The 24718-nt window shown below is 53.8% G+C and carries 23 protein-coding genes and 1 tRNA gene; 9 read left to right on the plus strand and 15 right to left on the minus strand.

The window, feature by feature from the left end:
• The first annotated feature begins 7 nt into the window (after positions 1-7).
• From HUU59_00490 to HUU59_00530, 9 genes are all read left to right on the plus strand, one after another.
• Complete coding sequence (locus HUU59_00490) at positions 8-520, plus strand: dihydrofolate reductase (protein NUO17915.1); 513 nt, start codon at positions 8-10, stop codon at positions 518-520.
• Positions 521-538: 18 nt separating this feature from the next.
• Positions 539-629 (plus strand) — tRNA-Ser (locus tag HUU59_00495).
• 63 nt (positions 630-692) lie between these two features.
• On the plus strand, positions 693-1043 hold the full coding sequence (locus HUU59_00500; GenBank protein ID NUO17916.1) for a DUF2200 domain-containing protein: 351 nt from the start codon (positions 693-695) through the stop codon (positions 1041-1043).
• 27 nt (positions 1044-1070) lie between these two features.
• Complete coding sequence (locus tag HUU59_00505) at positions 1071-1520, plus strand: SRPBCC domain-containing protein (GenBank protein NUO17917.1); 450 nt, start codon at positions 1071-1073, stop codon at positions 1518-1520.
• A 9-nt stretch (positions 1521-1529) separates the two neighbouring features.
• Positions 1530-1886: a DUF4260 domain-containing protein gene (locus tag HUU59_00510; GenBank protein NUO17918.1), complete on the plus strand. Its 357-nt coding sequence runs from the start codon at positions 1530-1532 to the stop codon at positions 1884-1886.
• A gap of 85 nt (positions 1887-1971) precedes the next feature.
• On the plus strand, positions 1972-2622 hold the full coding sequence (locus HUU59_00515; GenBank protein ID NUO17919.1) for a PEGA domain-containing protein: 651 nt from the start codon (positions 1972-1974) through the stop codon (positions 2620-2622).
• Complete coding sequence (locus tag HUU59_00520; GenBank protein NUO17920.1) at positions 2619-2984, plus strand: DUF3566 domain-containing protein; 366 nt, start codon at positions 2619-2621, stop codon at positions 2982-2984. Before HUU59_00515 ends, HUU59_00520 begins: the two co-directional genes overlap by 4 nt.
• Positions 2977-4392 carry a glutamate--tRNA ligase gene (locus tag HUU59_00525; protein ID NUO17921.1) on the plus strand — a complete coding sequence of 472 codons (1416 nt, stop codon included), beginning with the start codon at positions 2977-2979 and terminating at the stop codon, positions 4390-4392. Before HUU59_00520 ends, HUU59_00525 begins: the two co-directional genes overlap by 8 nt.
• Positions 4389-5465 carry a YjgP/YjgQ family permease gene (locus tag HUU59_00530; GenBank protein ID NUO17922.1) on the plus strand — a complete coding sequence of 359 codons (1077 nt, stop codon included), beginning with the start codon at positions 4389-4391 and terminating at the stop codon, positions 5463-5465. Before HUU59_00525 ends, HUU59_00530 begins: the two co-directional genes overlap by 4 nt.
• A gap of 65 nt (positions 5466-5530) precedes the next feature.
• On the opposite strand, the gene HUU59_00535 is transcribed toward HUU59_00530, so the two are convergent.
• The 15 genes from HUU59_00535 to HUU59_00605 form a co-directional block, all read right to left on the minus strand.
• On the minus strand, positions 5531-6781 hold the full coding sequence (locus HUU59_00535) for a hypothetical protein (GenBank protein ID NUO17923.1): 1251 nt from the start codon (positions 6779-6781) through the stop codon (positions 5531-5533).
• Complete coding sequence (locus HUU59_00540) at positions 6778-8772, minus strand: hypothetical protein (protein ID NUO17924.1); 1995 nt, start codon at positions 8770-8772, stop codon at positions 6778-6780. The genes HUU59_00535 and HUU59_00540 overlap by 4 nt, the downstream gene beginning before the upstream one ends.
• The gene (locus HUU59_00545; GenBank protein ID NUO17925.1) at positions 8772-10079 is read right to left on the minus strand and encodes an adenosylhomocysteinase; all 1308 of its coding nucleotides are present in this window, start codon (positions 10077-10079) and stop codon (positions 8772-8774) included. The genes HUU59_00540 and HUU59_00545 overlap by 1 nt, the downstream gene beginning before the upstream one ends.
• Positions 10080-10093: 14 nt before the next feature.
• On the minus strand, positions 10094-11221 hold the full coding sequence (locus HUU59_00550) for a methionine adenosyltransferase (GenBank protein NUO17926.1): 1128 nt from the start codon (positions 11219-11221) through the stop codon (positions 10094-10096).
• A gap of 43 nt (positions 11222-11264) precedes the next feature.
• Positions 11265-12266, minus strand: a complete 1002-nt coding sequence (locus tag HUU59_00555) for an NTP transferase domain-containing protein (protein NUO17927.1) — start codon at positions 12264-12266, stop codon at positions 11265-11267.
• 55 nt (positions 12267-12321) lie between these two features.
• Positions 12322-13401, minus strand: a complete 1080-nt coding sequence (locus HUU59_00560; GenBank protein NUO17928.1) for a hypothetical protein — start codon at positions 13399-13401, stop codon at positions 12322-12324.
• 93 nt (positions 13402-13494) lie between these two features.
• Positions 13495-15267, minus strand: a complete 1773-nt coding sequence (ptsP, locus tag HUU59_00565) for a phosphoenolpyruvate--protein phosphotransferase (protein ID NUO17929.1) — start codon at positions 15265-15267, stop codon at positions 13495-13497.
• Positions 15268-15271: 4 nt separating this feature from the next.
• Positions 15272-15538, minus strand: coding sequence for an HPr family phosphocarrier protein (locus HUU59_00570; protein ID NUO17930.1), 267 nt, complete (start codon positions 15536-15538; stop codon positions 15272-15274).
• Complete coding sequence (locus HUU59_00575) at positions 15535-16293, minus strand: PTS system mannose/fructose/sorbose family transporter subunit IID (GenBank protein NUO17931.1); 759 nt, start codon at positions 16291-16293, stop codon at positions 15535-15537. Before HUU59_00575 ends, HUU59_00570 begins: the two co-directional genes overlap by 4 nt.
• Entirely contained in the window at positions 16290-16988 is a 699-nt protein-coding gene (locus HUU59_00580) for a PTS sugar transporter subunit IIC (protein NUO17932.1), read from the minus strand. The genes HUU59_00575 and HUU59_00580 overlap by 4 nt, the downstream gene beginning before the upstream one ends.
• A gap of 5 nt (positions 16989-16993) precedes the next feature.
• Complete coding sequence (locus tag HUU59_00585) at positions 16994-18079, minus strand: polyprenyl synthetase family protein (protein ID NUO17933.1); 1086 nt, start codon at positions 18077-18079, stop codon at positions 16994-16996.
• Positions 18080-18286: 207 nt separating this feature from the next.
• Positions 18287-19933, minus strand: a complete 1647-nt coding sequence (locus tag HUU59_00590; GenBank protein NUO17934.1) for a T9SS type A sorting domain-containing protein — start codon at positions 19931-19933, stop codon at positions 18287-18289.
• 824 nt (positions 19934-20757) lie between these two features.
• A complete protein-coding gene (locus HUU59_00595; protein ID NUO17935.1) occupies positions 20758-22182 on the minus strand; it encodes a TolC family protein in 1425 nt (474 codons plus the stop codon).
• 2 nt (positions 22183-22184) lie between these two features.
• Positions 22185-23612 (minus strand): HD domain-containing protein, encoded by a 1428-nt coding sequence (locus HUU59_00600; GenBank protein NUO17936.1) that lies wholly within the window; start codon positions 23610-23612, stop codon positions 22185-22187.
• The gene (locus tag HUU59_00605; GenBank protein ID NUO17937.1) at positions 23609-24562 is read right to left on the minus strand and encodes a hypothetical protein; all 954 of its coding nucleotides are present in this window, start codon (positions 24560-24562) and stop codon (positions 23609-23611) included. Before HUU59_00605 ends, HUU59_00600 begins: the two co-directional genes overlap by 4 nt.
• Positions 24563-24718: the final 156 nt, after the last annotated feature.

Below are 24718 nucleotides of genomic sequence, written 5' to 3' on the forward strand. Positions count from 1 at the left end.
GGAGCTTATGCGGAAGGTCATCCTGTTCGCCGCCTCCAGTCTGGATGGCTTCATTGCCCGACCGGATGGTGCCATTGACTGGCTGTTTCAAGAGGGTGATTATGGCTTTTCGGAATTCGTCAGCACGGTGGATGCCGTTGTGCTTGGTCGCAAGACCTACGAGGTCGCGCAAGCGCTTGGCGATGATACGCTGACCGCTGGAGAACACTGGGTGGTCAGCCGGACTCCTGAGGCCTACAAAGGCAGTAAGGCGAGGTTTGGCAGTCTGGCTCAGGTCGGCGAGTGGCTGAAGTCGTCGGAGAGCGAAAAAGCCGTCTGGCTGATTGGCGGCGGAGAACTGACCACTGCATTTCTTGACAACGGCTGGCTGCATGAAATCGTGCTCGCAATTCATCCGCGTCTGCTCGGTCAGGGAATTCCCGTCAGTCCGGGTTTGATGCGCGACGCCGTGCTGAAGTACACGAAGCACAAGGCCTATGACAACGGTCTGTTGCAAGTCTGGTATGATGTGGTTTCCTGAGGCCACTGCTTAATTTCAGGAGAGGTGGCCGAGTGGCTGAAGGCGGCGGTTTGCTAAACCGTTGTAGGGACTTAAAACCCTACCGGGGGTTCGAATCCCCCCCTCTCCGCAAGGGTATGAATTACTTTGTGATGATTTCCGTGAGACCTGACTAACCTCAGCGGTAACTGAAATGGACAACCATCGCATCTACGCAATGAGCTTCGCGAGTGTGTATCCCCTGTATATCGCCAAGGCGGAGAAAAAGGGGCGTTCAAAAGACGAAGTTGATAAAATTATCCGCTGGCTCACGGGATATACTCAGAAGCAATTGGATGCGCTGATTGAAAAGAAAACCAACTTTGAAAATTTCTTCGCGCAGGCGCCCAATCTCAACCCTTCGCGCGCATTGATAACTGGCGTGGTTTGCGGAGTCAGGGTGGAAGAAATCAAAGAGCTGCTGATGAGAGAGATTCGGTATCTTGACAAGCTCGTTGATGAACTTGCCAAGGGAAAAGCGCTTGAGAAAATCTTGCGAAAGTAAAGCTAACACATTGTTAAGGGGGAACACGTGAAGAAAGCGCACTATTCCATTACAATTAACGCGCCTCGGGACAAAGTTTGGCGCAAGCTCTTTGACGACGACTCCTACCGCATCTGGACAGAAACATTCTGCACGGGCTCGCATTACAAGGGGAATTGGGAGAAAGGCAGCAAGATTCTCTTTCTCGGGCCAGGGGAAGACGGGAAACTTGGCGGCATGGTTAGCCGCATTGCCGAGAACAAGCCTAACGAGTTCATGTCTATTGAGCATCTTGGCATGGTGAACGACGGAATAGAGGATACGACTAGCGAAGATGTCAAGAAGTGGACGCCCGCCTTTGAGAATTATACACTCACAGATCGCAGCGGCGCAACTGAAGTCTCGATCGACATAGACGTTGAAGACTCCTGGGCGGAAATGTTCGATCAAATGTGGCCAAGCGCGCTTGCAAAACTGAAAGAGATTTCAGAAGAGTAAGTTGATTAATTGTTAAGTTTTCCACGCACCCTCCTGCACCTTGAAGGCCTCGCTGTATTTGTTCTGAGTCTTCTGGTCTATTCCACTCTTGCCGGGTCGTGGACGCAATTCGCGCTACTGTTTCTGACGCCTGACCTGTTCATGCTGGGCTATCTGCTCAATAAGCGAGTCGGCGCCGTTTGTTACAACCTAGCCCACACATATGTAGCTGCACTGGGCATCATCGCAATCGGATACTTCGACGGCAACAGCTTTTTGCTGGCCTTCGGAGTCATCGTTACTGCTCATATCGGGTTTGACCGGATGCTCGGGTTCGGCTTGAAATATCCGACCGGTTTTAAAGATACTCACTTTCAAAGAGTATGATGACAGCTCTAATTACTCCGGCAGTGCGACAAGCTTGCTTCGCGACAATAAATAATCCCCCGTCATCCGCAGGAACAGGGGATTTTTGTTATTATTCCGAAACGTGATTATCAGTCAGGAATCTATCAATCCGCAGGCACGTCGGCGCGCTCTGATCCGAATATGGGTCGCGTCAGCACTCATGCTCGCCGCCACCGCGATGGGCGTCTTGTCATGGCTGCGCGATGAGTCCGCCGTGTTGATTGTCACGTCGTCACCGGACGGAGGGGAAGTCGTCTTGAACTACCGCCCAACCGGAGCCAATACAAACGCGTACATATCCGACCTTCCCGCAGATTCGGTCATTGTCACGCTGCGCCAGGACGGGTTTCGCCCGATTCCGCAGGAACAGCGCATCCGCTTACAAGCCGGAGATACAACGCGTCTGGCTTTCTTCTTGCAACCGATTGCACGAAGTGACCTGAGGGAACTTCCCAGGTCCAACGGCACTCCATATAAGTGGCAATGGAAGTATGTGGAAATCAACTCCGATCCGCCCGGTGCGCATGTTATCATTGACGACGTTCCCACCGGTCTGCTGACACCGGCGAATTTCGTTTTCGACCGTGGATTGCATCACTTGCAGGCACATTGGCCCAATGGTGCTAAATCCTTCAAAAACGTCATCATCGAACCGTCTTCTACTCAGCCCAATATCCTGTTCCGACCGGCAACATACATCAAACCTGAAGAATGACACGACGCGAAATTACCCGCATTGAACCTCGCAGCGCCGTCCGGGTCGGGTTCTTTCTCGGACTGCTCTTCGGCATCCTGTTTGGTTTGTACAGTGCATTCCTGCTGAAGGGAATGGGCGACGCCGGATTGCAGATGTTCGGCGGGGCGGAGGCCGCGCAGTTGAAGTCCCTCGGCGGTGTCTCCACGCTGTTCATGGCGCTGTTCATGGGACTGATGGGCGCGCTTTTCTATTCGCTCGTGAGCGGGTTGTGTGCGGTCGTGTATAACCTTGCTGCTAAATGGTTTGGCGGGATTGAGTATCAAGTTCAGGAAACCGATGAAAACGCGCCGCCTGTCCGCGGCGGAGCCTCTGATGAATGAAATTCGAGTTAGATTCGCACCCAGTCCCACTGGATATCTGCATGTCGGCGGTGCCCGCACTGCCATCTTTAACTGGCTCTTTGCCCGTTCGGTGGGTGGCAAGTTTCTTGTCCGTATCGAAGACACCGACCCGCAGCGTTCACGCGGAGAACTCGCGCAGATAATTCTCGACGGGCTGGAGTGGCTTGGACTTCATTCCGACGAGGAGATTGTCTATCAATCCGACAGAAAGCCACGTTTCGTCGAAGTTGCCCACGAACTCATCGCTCGCGGACGAGCCTATCACGATTTCACCACCCTCGAAAAGCTTGAGAAAATGCGCGCTGATTCGCAGGCGAAAGGCGAAGCGTCCTTTCGTTTCAAGGCCGATTTGGAAAAAGTCCGTGCCGAAGCTCCCGAGCGACTCAAACGGGGTGAACCCTACGCTGTGCGCTTTGCCGCTCCATCTGAAGATATCGGGTGGATGGATTTGGTGCACGGCAGAGTAAACTACAAGGGAGACGAACTTGAGGACTTTGTCCTGCTCCGTTCCGACGGCTCGCCGACTTACCATCTGTCTGTTGTATGCGATGACCATGATATGCGCATCTCGCATATTCTCCGTGGTGACGACCACATTTCCAATACACCGAAACAAATCGCGCTGTATCGCGCCATGGAGTGGGACGTCCCGCAGTTCGGACATGTCCCCTTGATTCTTGGCCCGGACAAAAAGAGACTTTCGAAACGTACCGGAGCCGCGTCAGTCGGCGAGTTTCAGGAGAAAGGTTTTCTTCCTCAGGCGCTGTTCAATTTCCTGACCTTGCTTGGCTGGTCGCCCGGAAAAGGTGACCGCGAAATCTTCACCCGGGACGAGCTGGTCAAAGTCTTTACGACAGACGGAATCCAGCCGCGCAGCGCCGTCTTTGATGAAGCTAAACTCGAGTGGATGAACGGCGAACATCTGCGTATGCTGCCCGAGACCGATGCACTCGACTACTTGGCGGCGCACGCAAAAGACACCAACATCACGCGGGTGCAGCTTGCCAACGCATGGCCGCTTGTAAAATCGCGTGTGCGCATGCCTCGCGATATCTTCGAGGAACAGCCCTATCTTTTCAATGACCCCGACGAGTACGATTCCAAGGGTGTCGAGAAGCATCTTGCTGACCCTGCTGTGTTCGATTACTTAAGTCTGTACATGTCGCGGCTTTCCGACATTCCCTTTGTTCCTGCAGCGCTTGAAACATGTTTGCGCGAGATTGCCGACAAACACGGAGTGAAAGCCGGTCAACTGATTCATCCGGTTCGCCTTGCATTGACCGGAAAAACTGTCAGCCCCGGACTGTTTGAATTGATGGAAGCGTTAGGCCGTGAAACTACCGTAAGACGGTTAAACAAACTGCTGCGGCAGTTCACTACCGCGTGACCCTGCTCGATCGCTATATACTCTCCGCGTTCGCGCGGAGTTTTTTCTTTGCGATGCTCGCCGCCGCGATCATCTTTGTTACGATTGACCTCGTTGAGCATCTGGACAAGTTTGTCGACGCCGGCGTCGGGTTCGACCTCGTCGGCCGCTACTACCTGCTCTACCTCCCCTTCATCGTCTATCTGACCATCCCGGTCGGTGTTCTCCTCGCTACGCTGTTCACTATCGGAGGATTTGTCTATCGCAACGAGCTGACCGCCATGCAGGCGTCCGGTGTCAGTTTATGGCGTATTCTCTTCTTGCTGCTCGTCGCAACAGCGCCGCTCGCCGGAACCGTATGGTACCTCGGGGAAACGGTCGTCCCCAAACTGAATTTCGAACGCAAGGAAATGTATCGTGTCGAAGTGCGAAAAGGAAAAGGCTCCGTTTCGTCTCGTCAAGGTCGCATCTATCTGCAGACGTCTCCGACTGAATTCCTGAAAATGGAAAGCTACGACCCGAAGATTACCACCGGCTACCGGGTACAGCTGCAGGCGGTTGAAGATGGAAAGGTAAGATTTCGCGTGGAAGCGGACAGCCTGAGGTATGTGGACAGTTCGTGGATTTTCACCAACGCGAAAGTGACGGAGTTCAGCGATCGCAATGTCTCACTTGTCGAACGTGACTCCATCGTCCGCACGGACTTCAAATTCACGCCTGATGACCTCATCCGGCTGAACATCGAGCCCGAGGAAATGAGCTACAAAGACATTCAGAGCCTTGTCGGTCGGCTGCAGGCCGCTGGTATTCGCGCGGCGCGATGGTCAGTGGACTTGGCGTTCAAATTCTCTCAGCCGTTCGCGACGTTCATTATTGTTCTCTTTGGAGTGCCATTTGCCGCCTTCCGGCGTCGCGGAGGATTAGTGCTCGGCTTCGGTTTATCCCTGCTGGTTTGCTTCGTCTATTTCGGTTTTCAGCAAGTCGGCAAGATTCTCGGCTACGGCGGTGCGTTGTCGCCGTTGTGGGCGGCATGGATTGGCAACCTCGTCTTCGGAGTCATCGGTCTGTTTCTCGTCTGGCGAGCACCAAAGTAACAGTATCTGCAAAACGCAAAAGAGGCCGCGATATCGCGGCCTCTTCATTTTGATACTTCACGCGCTTACCAGTATATCGAGTGACCGATTCCGACCGAAAGTCCGCGAGTTGAAGTGAACAATCCGTCATGCCACGCCCAACTGATATCGAGCGAGTAGTGCGAGGTCCGCACTCCGGTGCCAAGCGCAAGCCTCGTTCCCAACGGTCCGCCTGAACCGAAGCCGCCGCGCACAAGAAGCGGGCCAAAAACGGTATACTCCCCTCCGAAGGCAAACTCAGCGCCGGTGTCGCCCTGTGCGCTCTCGACAAGTCGCGCCCGCAGTGTGCCCACAAGCAGCAATTCCTTCGAGTACTGATAACGGCCGGAGGCTTCAAGCGTAGTCGGTATCTTCGACTCAATGCTGCCGCCGGTGATAACATCGCTTGTGCTATGAAACGCCCGCGAAATGTAGTCTTCGTCATCCAGAGAATCCACAATCAATCCGGCGGAGTCGATTTCGAATGCGTCAAGCCTCGCTTCCTCCACTACCCAATTGATACTCCCGCCGACCTGTTTTGCCGCTACTCCCACCGACCACTTCTGATTTAACTCGGCCAGCAAGCTCAGGTCAAATCCAATGCCGTCTCCGCGATTCGCATGCACCCGCTGTATTGCGCCGTAACCTGTCAATGTGGAATCCGTGGCCTTCAGTTCACCCGTAGCATCGGTTATCTTGTCAAAGAACGTTCCGACATAGAAGTGAAATCCCAACCCGCCATACAGACCCTTGAAGTAATCTTGTTCAAAACGATAGCCCACGGCCAGACCGGCATCGAAAACTGAGTATTGCTCTCCGCCCAGGTCCTCGAGCTTATATCCGCGATTGAGTTGATTACCGTACAACGCGAGCTCAAACAGCTCCTTGTCGGCCGTGACGTCAAACGCGGTCTCGTGCGACAGCTGGAAGGCTGCCTGTCGGTACACCGCACCAAATACGGGTGCCGACACCATGCCCGACACATTCAAACCGTCGTCGGGAATATTGCCGATGATAACCCGCTTGTCCTCTGAGGAAACGTATCCATCCCGCGCGATTTGGTCATTCCACTCGTTCACACTGAATGCGTTGTTGCGCGCTCCCGCGGATATTCCCGGCAGGTCAATCCGCCACTTCCCAATGGTTGGACGGGAAAGCACGCCGGCATTGCCGTGAAGGACGTCTGATGATCGTTCGTGCAAATCCGCTGCACCCGCAAATCCAAGCGAACGTCCTGACGGTGCTTGTCCCAGTGACGTGCCCGCAAAGAGGAAGAGCAAAATAAGCAGTGGAATCATCGCACCTCGCCGGGATCAACCGTGTAACGTACTTTCGCGAGCGCGTGAACGTTCAGATAGTCGCTGCCGTGCACGATGAGTGTATCGCCGTCAATGGCGTCAACCTGAATCTGCGTGCGCACGAAAAACCCGTCCGACTTGAAGTAGTTAATCCACCGTTCATTCAGCTCAATCGAGAACTGGTAACGGCTGGCATTGACCGCGCGCCCGCTAACAATTGTTGGTTCGGGAATATTCACGTCAAACAGCGTGTCAACGTCCGCCTCCGAATTCTCAATGACATTCAAGCTGTCATAGTCCGCGACGAGATAGCATCGCCCTCCGACTGGAAGGTGATTCCACAATGTGATGATTGCCTCGCCGCTCTGAATGTCCTCAAGGTCGCCGGGTTCAACTTTTTCCACAGTGCCGACCGGCTCCAAAGTGTCCGTTATGATTACGGCAAGAGCCGCGCGAAGCTCAAGTGCCAACGACACCTCAGTATTGTTGAACACCGCTACTTCGCCTGATAGCGTGGCGTTGCCGTCCGCAGTCAGAAGATCGGGATATTCCGCGAGCAAATCTGCCAAGCCTGGGATAATCGTCACACTGCTGTCTTCCAATTCGAGATTCTCAACGTGAATGGTGGAAGTGCCGACCTGAGAGCCGTTCAGCCATGTCACTGCATCCACGTCGGAACTTAATACTCCGCCTATACCGTGATCCACGTGAATTCTTGCTTCAACTTCAAGCGGTCGCACGACTTCCCACCCTTGCGGAGGCCGCTCAATGTCAATCGAGAGTGAGTCAAAGGTTAACTCAAGATTATTCAATGAGCCGTCGAAGTACTCAACTGACAGACGTTCAATCTGAATTCTGCCAAATACTCTTTCTTCGCCACTGACGAACTCGCGACGGTCGTCCGGTGACGGAGTGTGTGAAGTCAATTCACCTGTAATCGTTTGTTCGTTGTCACCCTCAGGCCGCAGCCTGTATTGCGCCAGCGGTATCACGACGACATCCGAATCTCCCGGCATCAGAAACCGCGATACAACCAACGTATCATTCAATCGGCTTACCAAATTCGGTATTTTGAGAATCACCGTGTCCGCGAACTGCGTGTGATTGCCAAGAGTGATGGTCATTGAGCCGCTCTCTATCACAACCAAATCTATGTGATGCTGCTGTTCAATCGCCAATGCGCTGTCTCGCGTCACCGTTTGCTCCGGTATGATTCCGTAAAATTGTGATGCGGTCACCGTGTCAATCGTGGCCGTCACGGAAATCCTGTCTGTGGAGTCAATCGTAATTTGTGATCCACCGGATCCGGTTGCTTGAAGCGATAACGCAAACACTCCGTACTGTGTTACACCTCCAAGCGAAGCGGTCGTAACGCGCTGCTGATCCGAAGCAAGCTCGTCAAACGTGGCCACAACCACATGTCCGGCGCGCACGGTCACGTCTTGCACGGAATACGGGAGACGGTTTGCAACGATGAGAGATATTCTTCCCGTGTCAACTTCCAGACTGTCATACCCCGCAGGCAAGGGCAGCAGCGTCGTTGCCTGTAAATTGTGCTGTGGAATGTCCTGTGTCGTTCCGTGCAGTGATCCTATCTGCGGATTCAATGTGCCCAGCGAGTAGAACAGCAGAGTGTCATAATCCAGCGGCACCTCGATCGCGGTCACATGTCGGTCAATCGACAGGGCGATCTCTCTGACATACAAGCTGTCTCCGATACCCGCCGATAGATTCGCCCACGCGCTAAAGTAAACCGAACTGTCCTCTTCCATACCGACTCCGGAACCTTCGCGTCGTAACGTCGTGTCCGGATCGGCAAGTTCCCAGATTCCGTATGTCCGCGTACCGAACGGGACATTCAAGTCGACGTCCCAGTAGAGTTCACCCGGTCCCTGCGGAATTTCACATCCCGACACAATCGACAAGGTCACCAAACACAAAAGACGGAGTAATCTCCGTCTCTTGAGTGTCTTGTCGTGAAGACCGAACATCAGGTGCCCATCTCCCATGCAGCCAGATACTTCTTCTGCTCGGGAGTCAATTTGTCAATCTTTACGCCCATCGTTTTGAGCTTCAAGGTTGAAACGTAGTCCTCGATCGCCGCCGGCACGTCATGCACTTCGATGCCAAGCTTCTTGTGATTCTTGATCGCGTGTTCGGTCGTCAGTGCCTGCGTCGCAAAGCTCATGTCCATCACCGAGGCCGGATGACCGTGTGCTGCGCCCAGATTCACCAGGCGTCCCTCGGCGATAACATTCACCGTCGAACCGCTCTTCAGTGTGTAACGGTCAACAAACGGCACCACGTTCTTCTCGACGCGCTTCGAAATCTCGCCCAAACCCTTTAGGTCAAGCTCAATGTCAAAGTGGCCGCTGTTGCAAACATAGGCGCCGTCCTTCATCTTCTCGAAATGCTCCGGTCGAATCACGTGCATATTGCCTGTCACCGTGCAGAATATATCGCCGATCGGCGCGGCATCCTTCATCGGCATGACACGAAACCCGTCCATGCGGGCCTCAAGCGCGCGCACCGGGTTGATCTCCGTGACCACGACTTCCGCCCCGTGACCCTTCGCCCGCATCGCAAAGCCCTTGCCGCACCAACCGTATCCGGCAACGACCACCACTCGTCCCGCAATCAAAACGTCTGTCGCGCGAATGATTCCGTCAAGAGTGGACTGACCCGTGCCGTAACGGTTGTCGAACAAATGCTTCGTGTCCGCGTCGTTCACGGCAAAAACCGGAAACCGCAGCTTGCCTTCCTTGTGCAGTGCCTTCAAACGAATCACACCGGTCGTCGTCTCTTCGAGCGAGGCAACGATCTGTTCACCGTATTCGACGTGCGTTGTGTGCAATCCGTGAACGAGATCGGCACCGTCGTCCATTGTGATGGCCGGATTATGCCGCATCGCCGCGTCAAGATGCTGGTAATATGTCTTATTGTCTTCGCCCTTGATGGCGTAGGTGCGTATGCCGAAATCCTTCACAAGCGAGGCCGCGACGTCATCCTGTGTTGAAAGAGGATTCGATGCCACAAGCACTAGTTCCGCGCCGCCTGCCTTCAATGTCCGCGCCAAGTTCGCGGTCTCTGCCGTCACGTGCAGGCACGCCGACATCCGGTAACCCTTCAGCGGCTTCTCCTTCTCGAATCGTGCGCGAATCTCGGCCAGAACCGGCATGTCCCGGTCAGCCCACAAAATTCTGTTCTTACCCTTGGGGGCGAGACTCTCATCGGCTACATGGTAGCTCGCCGCAGTCGTCGCAGGTGCCTTCTTGCTTTTGGTTGCTGCAGTTGACATGTACTTCCGTTCTTTTATGCTAATGAATTCACTTTGTCTGTCTTTTCCCAAGTAAACGTCTCTTCGCTGCGGCCAAAATGTCCGTATGCCGCCGTCTTGCGGTAAATCGGGCGGCGCAAATCCAGCGCTGTGATAATGCCGCGCACCGAAAGATCAAAATTCTTGCGAATCTTCTGCTCGATTTCCTCGTCCGCCGCCTTCCCCGTACCGTACGTATTCACCATCAACGACACCGGCTGCGCGACGCCGATCGCGTACGCAAGCTGAATCATGCACCGCTCGGCTAATCCCGCCGCAACTATGTTCTTCGCTATCCAGCGTGCGGCGTATGCTCCGCTGCGGTCTACTTTCGTCGGATCCTTGCCCGAAAATGCGCCGCCGCCGTGAGGAGCCCACCCGCCGTAAGTATCCACAATAATCTTCCGGCCGGTCAACCCGGCGTCACCCTGCGGCCCGCCTACAACAAAACGGCCTGACGGATTGATGTAAATCTTGCAGTCCGCTGCCAGCTTGTAGTTTCCAAGCACCTTCGGCAGCAACTCCCGCTTCAAATCCGCTTCGATGGTCTTCTGGTCTGCGCTCGGATCATGCTGTGTAGATACTACAACCGCAGTAATCTCGGTCGCCTTGTTGTCAACGTATCTGACCGAAACCTGCGACTTCGCGTCAGGTCTGAGGTAGCCAAGCTTGCCCGCCCTGCGCATGTTGGCAAGTTCATGCACAAGCTTATGCGACAGCACGATAGGCAGCGGCATCATCTCCGGAGTTTCAGTCGTGGCATAGCCGAACATCATCCCCTGGTCACCTGCGCCGTCCGCGTCCACCGCCTGCGAAATATCCGGGCTCTGCTTGTCAATCGTCGTCATGACCGCGCACGTCTCATAGTCGAAACCGAATGCCGCGTTCGTGTAACCGATGTCCTTGATGACGCTGCGAACCAGCGCCGGAATATCAACGTACGTATGTGTCGTTATCTCGCCGCCGACAAGGGCCATGCCAGTCGTGACAAACGTCTCGCATGCCACTCTCGCCATTGAATCATCCTTTAATATGGCGTCAAGCACGGCATCGGAGATTTGATCCGCTATCTTGTCGGGATGTCCCTCGCTGACCGACTCGCTGGAAAAGACAAAGGTGCTCATTGCTGGGTTTTACTGCTCCGTCGTATTGTGAAAAATTGAAATCCTATAACTCGTCGCCTTCGCCAGGCCCTTCGATGATCGCACTCGAGTCCCCCAGGTTGTATCGGTGAAAACTCCCCTTCACCACCGCGTTGTTCCCTACTAAACTGCCCGTGACAAGCGCGTCTTCGACCCGCGATCCGTCCCCAAGAATCGCATCCCTGACCATCGCATTTCTGATCTCCGCCCCCTGACCGACAGTCGCATGAGGACCGACAATCGCTCGCTCGATGTGCGCCTCCGGATGAATGAATACCGGCGGAATAATTACGACTCCGTCGCGTGTTTCCACATGATTGCCGTTCAGACGGTCGAGCAAACGCCGGTTCGTTTCCAAAAGGGTCTCCGGTTTCCCGCAGTCAAACCAATTGTCAACCGCAAAGGTGGAGATGGGAACTTCGCGCTCCACCATCAACTGCAATGCGTCCGTGAGTTGATACTCGCCCCGCGTCGTTAAGTTCCGTTCAAACAAAGTCTCAATAGACTGCTTCAGCTCCTGCGCCTGCCGAATCAAATAGATACCGACGATCACAAGATTTGAACGCGGATTCTCAGGCTTCTCCACCAGTCGCGATACCATCTCGTCACGGGTTTCGACGACACCGAAGCGCCGCGGATCCTCAACGGTCTTTACTCCGATCGCGCTTGTGAGGCTGTTACTCAACACGGCACTAAGGTCAATCTCGAATATCGTGTCTCCCAGAATGACCAGCACTTCACGGTCGTGCTCAGTGAGTCCCAGATGCACCGCATGCGCAAGACCCCGCGCTTCTTGCTGAACCACAAACTCTGATGGAATGGAGTAGTTGTCGCGGACGTAGCGCTCGATCAAGTCGCCCATTGCACCAACCACTAAAGTGACTTGGTCTATGCCCGAGGCGATTAAATGATCAAGTATGTGTCCGAGAATAGGTTTCCCGGCCACATTGAGGAGTACTTTGGGCCGGGTAAATGTGTGGGGCCGAAGGCGGGAACCTACTCCCGCGACCGGAATTATTGCTTTCACAGAGGCCGTTTACAAAACTTAAAGTCTTGTAATCTACGGATTTCCCCCGAATAAATCAAGACCCGGTAAGGAGATTTTTAAGCCCTGTAATCTTCGGGATTTCCATGGGGTCTTCCGCTCGGAGTATTGCAAGATACACCGTCGCGGCATCAAGCAGCAGCATCAACCTGATGCCCTGCTCAAGCCTGCCAAGCCCTGTTCCGAAGTAGTCGCTGGGGCTAAGCCGCAGCGTCGCCACCCCCATTTTACTCAGCATCTCCTCCATCGGGCCGCGCGGATCGGCGAACGTCCCTTGTGTCGCCCATTCGCCGAGGAACATCACCATCGGCGGCGGCAGCACCTGTGCCAGATGCGCGAACGCTTCAACTTCGTTATGAGCAAGCTCCGGCAAGTCCGAAGCGTGCGACCACACTTTGCTGTTCTCTGCAAGCTGTGCCCGCAGGCGGAATGCCAGCGCCGGACCAAGCAAGCCGTCACATGTATAAATCACGGGCGTGCGGTCGACAAGTCTAACCGCCAAATCAAGGGCCGGATTTTCATCCCGTGAAAGTATCGCGTAGCGCTGTGCATCCTCGTGCAATCTCTTCAGCGGCCACGCGTTGAGTGAAGGATCGTGAAAATCATACACTCGCTGAAACAACCTGTGCATCGCCCCCAACGAGAACCCCACCGCCGCGCGCGGTGGATAGCCTCCTGGCAGGTTCAGAAACGGAATATGATCAGAATGTGCTTTCTGCTCCAACCTTCCGCCGCTCGATACCGCAAGCCATACCTGTCGCGGATCTACTTCCGTCAAAGCTTGCACTGCCTCAACCGTATTCCCGGAGTAACTGCATACCAGTCGCGGCAAATGCGAGGCACGTGAGTGCCGCCGCACGAACAAACGCACGTCGATTGCCGGAGGTTCTACTCCAAAAGCCTGCAGCAAATCTCCTGACACCGCGCTTCCTCCAAGCCCGAACCAGTCCAGCATTGGTTCTGGTCTCAACTTATTGTGCAGCAAAAACTCATCGGCAATCTCTATCCCCCGCTGTATCTGCTTGTCCAGCTCAAGTGTCTTGCCCAGCATATCACTCGGATCAAGCTGCTTGAGCCGTGTTTCCGTCAACTGAATTGCTTTTGTAGTAATAGTCATTTTGGTCCTGTATCAAAATCGCGGGCGGCCATTGGGCCGCTGTCATCAAAAATCTAAGGCCTTGCGCCGGATCATAACCCGCTTATCAATCGGCTAACTGAACCAGATCGGCAAATCCGCAAACCTCTTTTTCAGTTCTCCCCGCATGTAGGTCATGATCTCTTGCGAAGTGTCCATCTTGAGCGCTTTGCGCGTTATGCGACGGCACTCGTCGTACGTCATGCTGCGGATAATCTTCTTGATCTCTGGAATCATCGCGGATGTCATCGAGATCTCCTGCATCCCCATTCCCACCAAAAGCGGTGTCGCAGCCGGACTTCCGCCCAGCTCGCCGCAGATTCCCACATGCACTCCTCGTCGTTCACCGGCCTTCACCGTCGTCTCGATCAAATGCAGTACTGCCGGATGATAGCTGCGATAGTACGATGCAACCTGTTCGTTGGCGCGGTCGGTCGCCGTCGTGTATTGAATCAAATCATTGGTGCCAATCGAAAAGAAATTACACTCTTCGGCCAGCCTGTCCGCCATAATTGCCGCCGAAGGTATTTCCACCATGATCCCGACAGGTATGTTGGGGTCGAACGCAAGCTTGCGCTGGTTCAGCTCCTGCTTCGCCTCTTCCAATACCGCCTTGGCTTCGCGAATCTCCTCGAAACCGGACACGAACGGGAACATCACACGCACGTTGCCCCGCGCCGACGCCCGCAGTATCGCGCGCAGCTGCGCTCTGAATAAATCACGTCTCGATAGCGACACCCGAATCGCTCTGTATCCCAAAAACGGATTCTTCTCGTTGTGTATGTTGATTCCTGCGTGATACTTGTCCCCGCCCAAATCAAACGTGCGAATCACAACCGGATGAGGTGCCATAATCTCCGCCGCTCGATCATACATACCGAACTGCTCGTCCTCTGTCGGAGTCGTTTCACGGGTCAAAAACAGAAATTCGCTCCGAAATAACCCTACCCCCGTTCCGCCGTGCGACAGCACCGACTCCGCTTCGCGCGGAAGCTCGATGTTGCCCCAAAGATGAATCTCCCTGCCGTCCAAAGTCATCGCAGGCTGATCCTTGATGTCCTCAAGATACCGCTGAAAACTCCGGAACCGCTCACGCTTCTCTTTGTACTCCACAAACGACGCCTGCGTTGGATGCAATATCACCTTGCCGCTGTTTCCATTCAGGATGATGTTATCTCCGTCCTGAACCTTGCTGGAGACATCTCCGATTCCAACGATCGTCGGAATGTCCAGACTGCGCGCCAAAATCGCCGTGTGCGACGTCAAGCCGCCGATATCCGTCGCGATTCCGTGCACCAATTCCCTGTCCAGATTCAACGCCTGAGTCGGTGTCAAATCCTCCGCTACCAGAATGATTTCATGCGTCGGATGATCCGGAATAATATCCCCCTCGCCCCGCAAGTATCGCAGAAGCCGCGTCTTTACGTCGCGCAGGTCCATTGCCCGCTCACGAAACACTTCCCCGGTGGTTTTGCTGATGACTTCAATCATCTGGCCGAACGAATCGTGAACGATGTATTCCGCGTCGAACTGCTCGCGGGTAATGCGTGCGCGAACTTGATCATGGAATATCTCGTCCGCTAAAATCAGCAAATGCGCGTCGAATATCTTGCCCACGGCGACTCCGGCCACATCCAGCGCTCGTTCCCGTGAACGTTCAATCGCCGCGCGAGTCTCGTCAAGAGCACGGTCAAATCGAGCCAGCTCGTTCGGAACTTCGGACGGAGCAAGCTTGCGCGGCATGACGTCCGGCTCGTCGTACACCATCCGGTGCACTAGACCAATCGCGATCCCCGGCGATGCCGGAATCCCGCGAAGTATCTGCTCCTTCTTCACCGTGCTTGCCACCGGATTACTCCTCGTAAAATTTGTTCTCAAACAACTCCACCAGTTCATTCAAGAGCTGCTGCTCGTCCTCGCCCACGCATTCGAGAATCAAGGTGCTCCCCCTGCCCGCTGCAAGCATCATCACTCCCATGATGCTCTTGCCGTTCACACGCATCCCGTCTTTCAAAAGATAGACATCCGACTTGTACTTCTCGGCAATCTTGGTCAATTGAGCGGCGGGACGAATGTGAAGTCCCAATCGGTTCAGCAGAGTGACTTCTTTTTGGATCACGGCAGTAGTGGTGTTGATATCGTGAAATAATAAATTGCAAACGAACAAAGCACGGTCACAAATGCGACCGTCAAAGTGCTGAAGCGCATATAGACTGCGCCAACCATGACGATGAATCCGGCGATGTACTGCAGCAGCGATACGCCGCTGTCTCCAGTGATTCTCGACAGTGTGGCACCGATCACGGCACCTGCCGCCGCGATTCCGAATCCACGCATAAACTTCTGAATTGCCGGCAGGGCGGAGTGGAGGGCAAGTTCGCTCACGCGCTCGCCCAGCGCAAAGCCGTGCGAGAATCCCCAGTTCCGAAACCACCACAAACTCAAATTGTAAATCGCCAGCACGGACGCCGCGCCCCACACCCAGTTTGTCATCCAGTTATTCGTTGGGATGAGCATGAGCAAGACCAGCACCGCAAGCAAGCCGGGTTTGTATCGCTCCCAGATTAACGAATCGCCGATTGCTCCAAGCGGCGTTGACAAACTGCGTTTCCACTCCATCAACTCCTTGGCTTTCTGATCGTCAACCGGCTCACGCAGGCGTTTCGACAAGGCTCCAAGAGCAATACCTGAAAATGCCGGATGGCCGTTGATAAAACTCGCTGCGGTTCGTGTCGCCTGTTCGTCAAGCTTCCGTCCCTCACCGCGCAAAGCAAGCAAATAGCCCGGTCCCTGCATTGTCTTGTAGTTCAAAAACAGCTGCAAACCAAGCGAGCGCAGCAAAATCTTCGTTCTGCCCGGATTCTGTTGGCTCATAACAGCACCCACGTGCTTCCCGCTCCGACCGCCAATGCCCACACCCAGTCCCTGCGCGACACAAGCTGTATCATCGCCGCTGCGCTGCCCGCTCCCAGAAGTCCCGGCCAGATTCCTGAACACAGCGCGTCCGTCGCTCGAACGACCTGCTCACCCGGTCCCAACGCGTAAAACTTGCCGAAGTACAGCATGAGTACGTAGTGACCGCTTATGACACCGGCAAGGGTGAACAGAAATCCCGCGCCGATATGCGTCCCAAGTGCCGCCAGCGTCCACTTCACACCCGAGTCCCCTCGCGCGCACGCGCTCACAAAATTCTCCGCTATCCTGTTCATCCGCTTGCGCACGAACGGTGCAAGCTCACGTCCGGCATGAGCGAAAATCAATCCGATTGCCGTCGCAAGCAACAGTACAATCCACGCCGGTTCTCCGGTCAACTCAGACGGAGCCACTCGCGCCGCCGTAGCTGTGGCAATGATAGCGCCGATGCTGCCCTCGGAAAACTTCGCGGCGCCGATCTGTAAATTCGCAAGCCACAAAAGTTCAAACAGCACTCCGAAGAACAGCCCTATCTCCGGTCTGTCCACCAGAAGTCCGTACAGCACACACGCGACGATCGGCTGTCCCAATAACGTCTGTCCTAAAACAGACGTATCCAGATAAACCACCGTTCCCGCGAGTGCAGCCAGCCACATTGCCGTCAGAACTTCCGCTCAATCATCAAATGTGCCCAGTCTGCCAGCCAGTCACGGTACTTCGTCGGCGGAAGTGGATTAAGATACTTCATGCCTCGCTCCACGTGTGCCCGTGCACGTCGTGCCGTTTCTTCAATTCCCCCAAGCTCGACGAACAGCTTCGTCACCTCGCGAATCTGATCATGCGTCGCGTGAGCATTCCCCAGCGTCTCGTCAATCAACTCGCGCTGACTCTGGCTTGCCCGCATCCACGACTCCCGCGCAATCACCGTGCGCTTGCCTTCGCGAATATCCGCACCCACGGGCTTTCCGAGCAGCTTCTCGTCACCGATGATTCCCAGAATGTCGTCCTGCAATTGAAACGCCGCGCCGCACGCGCTCGTAAACTGCTCCAGAGTCCGTACCAACGGATGCTTCAAATCCGGAGTATTTAGTCCGATCGCTGCTCCTGATGCGCCTGCAAATTCGTACAGCGCACCCGTCTTTTTCCAGAGCATGTCTTCAATCTGCTCGCTCGTCAGATTGCCGATTGGCTCCTTCGAATACTGCACGTCCAGCACTTCCCCCTCAACTAACGTGCACAGCACACGCGTATCCAACTCGTTAATCAGCGTCAGCGTCACCTCGGCCGCGATGCCAAACTTGCGTGTCAGCTCCGTCATCAAACTGATTCCCCAGCCGTGCTGCACATCCCCCGTTAGGACCGCGATGGATATCCCGTAGTGCGCCGAGTCCCCGTTATTGCCAAATCGCGCGATGGTCGAGGCTTTTTTGGCAAACCGCTCGTGCACCGTCGGTGCACCGCGCCGGGTCGGATCGCGGTCTATGATATCGTCATGCACCAGCGTCCACGTATGGAAAATCTCCACCGCCGCTGCCGCACTTATCGCCTTTTCCTCGTCGCCGCCCACAGCGCCGCAGCAGAACAGCATCACCGCCGGACGCAGCCGCTTACCCCCCGACTCAAAATAGCACGTCACCGCCTCCCGGATATCCTCCGGGGAGAACAAATTCACATATCTCGGCGACAGCACATATTCCTGAACCCTCGCCACCCGCTCCTCAATAGCCGTAAATAACCTGTCCGACACTCAGTTGCTCCGGTAAAATTTCAACTAACAACAAAAAAACAAAGGCTTGGGATTAACCCAAGCCTATATAATACATGAAATTCCAATAACTTGCAACCAGTTTGTCAAACTGGACTGTTGCGCTGGCGCAGTAGCTGTTATCGTTGCTCTCGCCGAGATGGGTTCAGATCGTGCCAGTCAGGAAGGTACCACCCTGCCGGAATCTGCTCACCGTATCAATAAAACCTTCCCCACGGCCAACACCCCATCCGCTCTACGTAACTGCGCAAAATAGACTCCGCTCGCCAGCTCTGATGCATCAACTGAAACACTCGCGCGGTTTTCAATTTTTCCTCTAAAAACGTTAGCGGCAACTCTTCCCGTCACGTCATACAATAGAACTTCATACTCGCCCGCCCGCGCAACCTCAATTACCAATGTCGTCACAGCATTAAACGGATTGGGATAGGCGGACAATGTGAACTTGTCAGATAGAAGCACTTGCGGTGTCGGCGCTACAAACTCGCTCGTGTCATGATGCGCTGTGTCTGGATCAGAATTCAGCCAAGGGATGAATCTTATGCTGTCATCCACGCTGGCGCCTTGTCCCGCAGGATTATTCTGCGGATGAAACGGCCCGCTCTCATGTCCCCACCAATTTTGACGTGCGTCAACGACTGAATTGCCTTCCACAAAGAAATCCATTCCGGGAAAATCCTGAGCAAACGAATTCAAACGTAGGTAGATTGTGTCATGCACAGCCATGTCCTCGATTGCTATCTGAGGTTTGTTTAACGTCAAGCTATCTCCGAAGATTGTACTCATAATCTCAGCTGAGCTTTTCAGGCGAATCCCTGACGCAATGCCGCGAATGTCGTGCGTTTGGTCCACTCGGTTGCTGTCCATCTTACACAGAAATCCGCGCTCAACATTATTACAGTGAACATAGATCGGTTCGCCTCCCGACGATGGATTTCCGCCCGGCGAGCCACAATCGATAAATCGATTATTAGTCAACTCGATTGCACATTCCCAGCCTTTTTGTTGCTGAAAACACGTGTCAATAACCTCTAATATTCCCGAACCTCCATATCTGACATTCTCGAAAATACAATCTCGAATCTTTGAGCCACATCGCGGCCTGATTTGGATAGCTTGAATACTCAATGTGTCCAGCCCAAGAAAATGGCATCGTTCAATGACCAGACTATCACCTTGCCCGAGAAACATGCGCGTACCTCCGCGGTGGGTGAATAGGCAATCCCTAATGTACCCGCCGCGACCCGCTGTTACTAATCCAAGTGTCGCACCGTCAAACCAAGTGCTGTCCGCATACAACCGACCTCGCCATAAACCTGTGTACACCGCCGTTCTAAGAGATCCAATAAAGCGGCAATTCTTGACAGTTATTCTGTCAATTTGTGAAATTCCGCTTTGCACAGAATCAAAAATGCAACGCTCGAATGTGACCTCTCGAACTGTCGTATCGCCGACTATCCCTGCCGGTCTTGTGCCGGGTCTTCCCCATGTCATCTCACTCCTATTGCGGAACACGATATCCTCGAAATTCACTTTGCCACCGGTCAGCGTCACGCAGCGCAATGTGTCTGAACCTGCGAGGTCGGTCGGATCTATGACAGAGAATTCAGTCGTTTGGGAATCAATTCTCGCTTCACCGCGTATCAAGAAGTCTATTGGCGGTGCGACTAGTGACTCAATATACTCCCCGGGCGCAACAAGAATTGTGTCGCCGTTAAGTACAGCGCTTAATGCAAGTTGAATGGTCGGATACTCGCTGGGAACACGCAAGACGGCGCCTGAAGTCAGACTGATGCACGCAGCGAATGACATGAGAAATGCGATTGCTGCTCTCATGGACAGCTCAACACACCGTAACTTAGTGTGCCTTCGGCTTTACAGTTGGAATCACAATCATCACAATCCAATCCCTCATCACAAGGGCGCTTGCAAACATGGAGTCGATAACTGTACGCGGCATACAAATATACGGACTTTTGTCCGTCACAGAATTGATTTGAGCAGTTGGAACTGACTGAATCCACAAGCGATGAACTGCCGACCTTTTCGACAATTACACATGAGTTGCAATTGCAGGATTTTATGCAACTGTAGACTTTTGCTGATAACGTGTAGTACCCATTGCAACCGACCTGAAAAACCGAGGACTGTGTGCAGCCCGCCAATGAACTTCCACAGTCTTCAAAATCGCCAGAACAAGTTTGATCAACCGCGCTGACGCAAATCGTACACTGCGCAAAAATCTGCGCATTTCCAAAACACAAAAAAACCGCAAGCATAACCGCTGCGGTAAAGGTGGAAGGTGCTTTCCTCATCGCGTGCCTCCGTTTTCGGCTATGTTTTCCGCCCTATCGTGCACCGCCCTTTGGTGCACGGTACAGAAGATAATGCCGGAATCACTAATTGTCAAGCCTCTCAACCCCCAATCACGCCTCTCCATTTTCCCCCTAAATCCCGTAAGTTCAATGCCAAAATCCTTTAACTGCAAACTGAACAAATGTTTATAAAAATGCATTTTTTGTGGAACAAATACTTGACACATACGTTCATAAAGTGTATATTGCATTCAGAATTCGCTGCATCTTCTCATCACATAAAAGAGAAAAGCGGATGCGATTAGCACCCGCTATCTAATATCCTATTTCTATTTTCCTGGTTTGCTATCTAAGGGCTTTGCCCACCGCCAATTCCAGCGCGATCAAGCTTGACTGATACTCAAGCTCTTTTGACAGATGATCCGTCTCAGCACGTTCATAAGTCACCTGCGCATCTCTTAAAGAGAGTGCCGAGGTCGCACCCAAACGATAGCGTTCGCGCTCAAGTTCTAATGTACGATTGGCAAGCTCTCGATTGCGATTTGTTATCTGCATCTGATCATATACCGTCTCGAGATTGCGAAACGCTTCCCGCACCCCGCGTTCAACCGATAACCGCAAATCCCGCTCGGATTCCTTTGCCCGCTGCAAATCCACACGTTTCGATTGCACGTCGTATTCGCGGGCAAAACCGTCGAAGATGTTCCAACTCAAGCTTGCATAATACGTCGTATTCCGGTTGCGCGGGTCAAGCGTAAATGCCTGATCTGCACCCGACTGCTCGCTGGCCGAACGCGATGCGCCAATACTGACACGCGGCAGATAGGCTCCCTTCGAATAGCCGACGTTGCTCCGTGCCTGCTTAACCTGAAGCACCGCGATCTCCAAATCCGTGCGGTTCTGCCAGGCCTGCGAAACTAAATTGTCCAACTCAAATTGATAGGGTGACAAACCGCCCGCTTCGGAAATCGGGAAACGGCTCTCCAAAGCGATTCCCAATGTTTGATTGAGTTCTTCCCGCCGCTTCTCAAGCTCGCGTTCAGAGCTGGCAATCGTATTCTCAGCCGTCCCCAACTCGATTTCTGCCTGCAGCACGTCAAGCTCCGTCACCGCGCCCACTTCAAACCGGGCCTTCGCCAAATCAAATGCATCCTGCCGCTGATCACGCAGGCGCTTGTTCAGCGCGACGACCTTCTCCAAGGTCAACACGCCCACAACCTGCTGAGCAATCGTCCGCGTCAGCGTCTTGTGAGCCTCTTCCACGGAAAGCGTGTTAATCTTCTTCTGAGCCTGGGCAATCCTGTACAGAAAGATCCGCTGCCCGCCTTCAAACAACGACAGATTCGCGTTCACGTTCCACGAACTCGACCGCGACTTGCCTTCCGTCGGGTTCTGTGTTACCGTGATTGTATCGAGTTGAAGCTGGCCGTTTGAATCCGGAACAATCACCACTTCTTCAAAACTGATGGGAAGCGAGGAAACGCTTCCGTCCGGATTGCGGAACGTGCGATTCTCAAACTGCGATTCGGAAAAGTCCAAGCCAAGACTAATTGTCGGCAAAAACCGGCCAATGGCCGCAAGGTCGCCGACACGATTCAACTTCAGCGCCAATTCCGATTGCCTGACCTGCGGATTGTTCCGCAACCCTATCGAAACAAGCGAATCAAGCGACAATGGAGACTGGCTGTCAATTCTGACCGGCCGTTCCGCCGCTTGAACACAACCCAACATAATACCCCAGATGACCACCCACCAGATAACACTCCGCACGCTTAGTACTCCAAATACTGATCTTTGATTTCGTACAGGTAGTCGAGCACGGCGTCGTGCTCGTTGGCAACCTTGCCCTCAAGAATTGCTTCTTCAAGAGCGGTCTTAATCTTTCCGACTAAGGGACCCGGCGAGAGGTTGCAAACTCGCATGATTTCCTCGCCCCGTACAGGACTCTGGAACGACCGAAGTTGATCCCCCTCGATGACCTCGGATATTCGCTTCTTCAGTGCCTCAAACTGAGTCAGGTAACGCTTGACTTTTCTGGGGTTAGCTGACGTGATATCCGCGCGGCACAGGGTCAGCAAGTCTTCCAAATCCGCACCCGCGTCCACGATTAACCGCCTGACTGCAGAATCCGTCACCTGCTCACGTGTCAAGTTTATGGGACGCATGTGCAAAGCCGTCATCTTGGTCAATTTTGCGACCGTCTTTTCCGGAAGCTTCAGCCTCCTGCCGATCGGCTTCAACATTCGGCTACCAACATCCTCGTGGCCATGAAAGGTCCAGCCCTGCTCCGGGAAGAAGCGTTTCGTCCTGGGCTTGGCGATATCATGAACCAATGCGGCCAGTCGCATTACCGGGTCATCGGTCAATTCTGAAATCCGGTCAACGACGAGCAGGGTATGATCAAACACGTCCTTGTGGTGATGCTGCCCCACCTGCTCGACTCCGGCGAGGTCTGAGATTTCTTTGAAGATGATTGCCATTACTCCGGTCTCATGCATTAACCGGAGGCCAATCGAGGGTTTACCCGCACTCATCAGCTTCATCAGTTCATCTGTGATGCGCTCCTGGCTGACGATTTTCAGCCGCGGAGCCATTGCCTTGCAGGCTGCCAGCGTCGCGGGATGAATGTCAAACTCAAGCTGTGCCGCAAACCGGAGCGCTCGCATAATGCGCAGCGGATCTTCCGAAAATGTTTGTTCCGGCTCCTTGGGTGTGCGCAAGATTTTTCGCCGCAAGTCGCCGAGACCGTCGTAATGGTCAATCAACTCGCCGAACCGTTCGCCATTCAGACTTGCCGCGAGCGCATTCACCGTAAAGTCCCGCCGTGCGAGATCATCGTCGAGCGCTCCTTCCCAAACTTTCGGTTTGCGCGACTGTGACTCATAGGATTCGGCACGCGCCGTAACGAAATCCAACTGATAACCACGATACGGCACCATAGCCGTTCCGAACCGCTCGAACAGAACCGGCTGTCTTACACCGAATTCCTGCGCGACGTGTTTTGCGAAAGTCACCGCGTCTCCGATGACTGTGAAATCAATGTCCTTGACCTTCTTGCCCAGCAGTTTGTCCCGCACAAATCCACCGACGGCATATATTTCCAGTCCGTGCTCATCTGCGATATGACCCAGTCGCTCGAGAACCCTGGACTCCGAGCGCCGCAGAAGCCTTGTTGTTGCTTTTGTCCTCAAGGTTGTCATCTCTTCGCTCCTCGGCCAAGGCGAGACCTCAGAGCCTTGAGAGTATCCTTCCGCCGTTCGAGAGCATAAGGAGTCGCTGCTGCGGCCAAACCTGCACGGGCATAACTCAGAGCGGCGTCGGAATCTCCTAACATATCCGAGCAATCCATCAATGTGCGATAAAGTCCAATCACTTCGTAACCGTTTTGAAACTCAAGTTGGGTATACTGCTCCAGCAAAACAAGCGCTGACTCGCGTGCCTTCTCCCATTGCTCTGTTCGCTTCTCCAGAGCAAGCTTGGGCATCCAGAATGTACGACTCCTGGGAAATCTCTCCAAACCCGCTTGGACCATGCTGTCGGCAAGTTCGTAATTTTCTTCTTGAAGTGCGAGCCAAACCATCGAGCTTAAGGCTGCGTATTGTGAGAACTTGGAGTGTTTGAGCCCGATGTTCAAATCCTCCCAGCCTTGCCGCTTTGACGGCACTCCCGGCAGCCAACGGAAGAACCCCATATTGCTCGCTGCGGCATAGCGATAGGCGCCCCTCCCGACATAGGCATCGTAAAACTCACTGTCCAGTTCTATGGCTGCATCAAAGTGACTGCGGGAGGCCATTAATCGGCGGATTCCGTCCACAGACCGGCCTTGCCGGTGGCGGGTCAGACCGGATACCGAGTAGGCTGCACCAATCAAGTACTCACGTTCTGCAGCCGCGCTATCTGGAGCCAGCTGTTCCCACTCTTTACAGACCGCGAGACACGTTTCGACATGCTGTTCAAGCTCTGCTGTGCCTGTTGTGTCTTCAAAATCACAAAGCTTTGCATATATTACACTTGCACGGGCATATGCCCCCGCAGGGTGAGTCGGCCATTCTTTATCCAACTGCTGACAGATGGAATCGGCCGCTTCATAATAATGTCCCATCAGCGTGTCAAAGAGTGCTCTATAGCCGTCAAGTGGGCTTGGCTGCACGTGATTTTGTGCGAAAGATATTTCACACGTGCAGGCAAGTAAGAGGCAAGTTACTGTAAAGCTGGAATGACACACCACGGATTGCAAAAACCTATGCGCTGATTATTCAATAGTTTTGACAGATGGAAGGTACGACAATTGAGTCAAAAAACAAAT

The organism is bacterium (genome assembly GCA_013360195.1).
Lineage (GTDB): Bacteria > Electryoneota > RPQS01 > RPQS01 > RPQS01 > JABWCQ01.

Excerpts from the sequence above, each read along its gene's own strand:
- HUU59_00490 (NUO17915.1), top strand. The coding sequence starts at position 8 with ATGCGGAAGGTCATCCTGTTCGCCGCCTCCAGTCTGGATGGCTTCATT.
- HUU59_00500 (NUO17916.1), top strand. The coding sequence starts at position 693 with ATGGACAACCATCGCATCTACGCAATGAGCTTCGCGAGTGTGTATCCC.
- HUU59_00520 (NUO17920.1), top strand. The coding sequence starts at position 2,619 with ATGACACGACGCGAAATTACCCGCATTGAACCTCGCAGCGCCGTCCGG.
- HUU59_00525 (NUO17921.1), top strand. The coding sequence starts at position 2,977 with ATGAATGAAATTCGAGTTAGATTCGCACCCAGTCCCACTGGATATCTG.
- HUU59_00535 (NUO17923.1), bottom strand. The coding sequence starts at position 6,781 with ATGATTCCACTGCTTATTTTGCTCTTCCTCTTTGCGGGCACGTCACTG.
- HUU59_00540 (NUO17924.1), bottom strand. The coding sequence starts at position 8,772 with ATGTTCGGTCTTCACGACAAGACACTCAAGAGACGGAGATTACTCCGT.
- HUU59_00545 (NUO17925.1), bottom strand. The coding sequence starts at position 10,079 with ATGTCAACTGCAGCAACCAAAAGCAAGAAGGCACCTGCGACGACTGCG.
- HUU59_00550 (NUO17926.1), bottom strand. The coding sequence starts at position 11,221 with ATGAGCACCTTTGTCTTTTCCAGCGAGTCGGTCAGCGAGGGACATCCC.
- HUU59_00560 (NUO17928.1), bottom strand. The coding sequence starts at position 13,401 with ATGACTATTACTACAAAAGCAATTCAGTTGACGGAAACACGGCTCAAG.
- HUU59_00575 (NUO17931.1), bottom strand. The coding sequence starts at position 16,293 with ATGAGCCAACAGAATCCGGGCAGAACGAAGATTTTGCTGCGCTCGCTT.
- HUU59_00580 (NUO17932.1), bottom strand. The coding sequence starts at position 16,988 with ATGTGGCTGGCTGCACTCGCGGGAACGGTGGTTTATCTGGATACGTCT.
- HUU59_00590 (NUO17934.1), bottom strand. The coding sequence starts at position 19,933 with ATGAGAGCAGCAATCGCATTTCTCATGTCATTCGCTGCGTGCATCAGT.
- HUU59_00600 (NUO17936.1), bottom strand. The coding sequence starts at position 23,612 with ATGACAACCTTGAGGACAAAAGCAACAACAAGGCTTCTGCGGCGCTCG.